Annotated in this window: 3 protein-coding genes and 1 pseudogene; all 4 read right to left on the bottom strand. The window is 37.9% G+C overall.

Going from position 1 to position 2,849, the window contains the following annotated elements:
• Positions 1-252: 252 nt before the first annotated feature.
• Complete coding sequence (locus CUB63_RS17370; protein WP_109848579.1) at positions 253-513, bottom strand: hypothetical protein; 261 nt, start codon at positions 511-513, stop codon at positions 253-255.
• Between the two features lie 37 nt (positions 514-550).
• A pseudogene (locus CUB63_RS17375) lies at positions 551-763 on the bottom strand (VENN motif pre-toxin domain-containing protein); the annotation flags it as partial.
• A gap of 237 nt (positions 764-1,000) precedes the next feature.
• Complete coding sequence (locus CUB63_RS17380; protein ID WP_109848581.1) at positions 1,001-1,492, bottom strand: hypothetical protein; 492 nt, start codon at positions 1,490-1,492, stop codon at positions 1,001-1,003.
• Positions 1,482-2,849: EndoU domain-containing protein (locus tag CUB63_RS17385; protein ID WP_193524917.1), on the bottom strand; the 1,368-nt coding region annotated here is incomplete at its 5' end. The genes CUB63_RS17385 and CUB63_RS17380, both read right to left, overlap by 11 nt.

Below are 2,849 nucleotides of genomic sequence, written 5' to 3' on the forward strand. Positions count from 1 at the left end.
TTTAACGTGCTGTGGGCGTTATCGGTATCTTGGCTTAATTGCGCGATATCTTGCTGTTGATTATCGCTATCACGAACTGTCCATGTGCCTTGTGATACCGCAGATTGAGTGGTGTTTTCAGCGCTGTCAACATGATTACCTAGCATTTCCTGTATGTATAAAGCACTTGCCATGTAAAAACATGGCTCATCATATTTATATTTAAGATATTAAAATAAAAGTGTTAATAATATTTAATAAAAAATTATCAAATTATCTTTCTCTCATTTCCATTAATTGGATAATAAAAATACTAACACCAAAAATAACTCCACCGCCTACACTCATTTTTAATAATTTTTCTACCTTATAATCTTCGAATAACATTGAAATAGGAGTATTAAAATAAAAATAATCAAAAACAAATAGAAAAAAATCAACAACAACCCCTATTAATAATAAGCCTAACATACCTATTATGGAATATAAAATAATAGCAAAAATAAAAAGTGGTATTTTTTTTATTGTTCTCATTTTTCTTCTCTTTTATCTATTAACTCTTGCAATTTAGATGCCCCATATTCGCCAGCATATTGCCTTCAACACCCCCTGAGGTACTTACACCACCAGATTGATGCTCAACTTTATATTCTGCGTAGTTATGGATATCACTAAAGCCTAATGTGCCCGTATCAAGCTGATTATTTTTAGCCTCTGCGGTACTGCTAATTACTGCACCATCAAGCTGGGTATGTTTACCCACACTGATATCAAACCCTTGATTACACACAAATAAGGCTGATTAAATAACAATTTAACACAGAACCATGTAGAAATACGGTTCCCCAACATGGCTAAATTGAACAGTTGACTATCTGGTTGTCAGTGACACTGTAAGCTAAATACACAGAATTATTTACAGGGCCAACTTGGCCTTTATCCTTAACCTATCTTCATCCTCTAAGCTGAGCAGTTGATTATTTAGGAACTAGAAGTAGATCCAAGAACAATTACAGAAAAACTACTCCTCTAAATAAAACAAACCGTGAGAATCTTTCAGCGTCGCATAAATTCTCATAGCCTCTTCCCCTTCAGCTATGTATTCCACATCAATCGGCTTAGGTGGAAAATCAGGATCAGTATAATTACCGCCCAAAAAGGCTTTATATTGTTCCAGAATATAAAGTAACTGATCAATGGTTAACAAAACTCTCTGTTCTTGCACATACTCATTGGCGATAAATACCATATTTTTCGTCACCATCACCCAATGGGCATTCCCCATACCAAAAAAACCATCGGGTGCTCGACTAGAGGGTAAGTTAGTTAAATTGTTTATCCAAATATCAATAGAATTTAGTGAGTATTGAATATCATCAGACAACCAGCCGGCTAATTCTCGAGAGCCATAGCCTAAGGTGGTTTTATCTGTTGATACCCATAATTTATTACCTATGGGTGTAAAATCTTTACTATTATTATTCCACCAAAAATTTATTTTATCATTTAGCATTAGTACTCCTACCTTCAAATACGGGCCATGCCGTTGCACCTGAACCATCCGGCTTGCCATAATAACCTTCTATTTTAACACCACTATCAGAATATCCAGTCCATTTTTCTGTGTTTGGTATATTTGTTGAATTTTTAAATGCACTCTCTATTTCCTGAGCGGTTTGTCGCTTAGACCAGTGTTCAGGGAAAAATGTTGTTTCACTTTGTTTTTTTATCCATTTTCCTGTTACTTCATTTCTTACTGATATATACCCTTTTGAAACACCATTTATATCGGGTATAGCAGTCCATTTATCAACCCTTACATTTGGATCTCTTAAATAATGGCCTCCACCTGCTTTTTGAAAACCATTTTTATATATTTTTACTTCTCCCTTAAGAATATGATCCATTCGTATATAAGCTGTTTTTAAACCATTACCACCTTGTTCCTGAACTAATTCTAGAGGCGTAGATGATGGCTTAAAATCATATAGATATTCACCCCCTTCCCACTTCGGAATTGACTGCCCATTTTTAACAAATGCCAAATAGGTTTTTGCTGCGATAAATTGAAGGGCTTTCGCTGTTGTAGTTGGTGGAGTACTTCCCACTATTTCAGCCGCTTTTTCAGGTGTCATCTTCTGTTGTATTAAAAATACATCAAGCGGTATACCTGTAATATTTCCCCATGCAATCATTATCCCCAAAGCAGGATCTTGCTCTTCTGGATGAATTCCTTTAGCTGCTCTTGTTAAAGCTGTATTAATTTCCTCTATACTATTATCATTTCGTGCCATCGAAATAGCCAGTGATGACATGGCTTGCCCATACTCAGCCATTCCTGCTGGCAGATCCTTAGGACCAAAGACATTATTCTCAACCACCACTTTCCCGGCTTGGGCGGCATTGGCGACACCTGCGCTATTATCGCTAATTAAACCGCCGGCAATGCCCGAAGCTAACGTTGCCCATGCGCTTATATTCTGCTTTTCAGACTCAGTCAGTTCTTCGGGAGCTTTGCCATAAAGTGAATGCGATAAAATACCCACCGTTTCACCAGTCATCGCACCCGTGGCTTGTGCTGCCACATTTTCACCTTTTGCCAATGCAAGACCGGCATTGAGTAAACCGTGGGCAAGCGCGCGCTGAATATCACTTTCAACACTGTTACCTTGGACTTGGTTTTTTACTTCTTTGGCAAGATAAGGGGCTGAGCCATTAGCAATCGCGGTGACAATGTTATTGCCCATCATGCCTTGCGTAAATGCCGTGATAGCTTGGATGGCTCGGGTATATTTACCGCCCGTACCAAACTCAGACTGGTTGGTATAGTCCTGTAAACGTTGTTGGAAAAGGTAATTTTGAACGTCACG

The sequence above is a fragment of the Proteus penneri genome (assembly GCF_003144535.1).
In the GTDB taxonomy this organism is placed as follows: Bacteria; Pseudomonadota; Gammaproteobacteria; order Enterobacterales; family Enterobacteriaceae; genus Proteus; species Proteus penneri.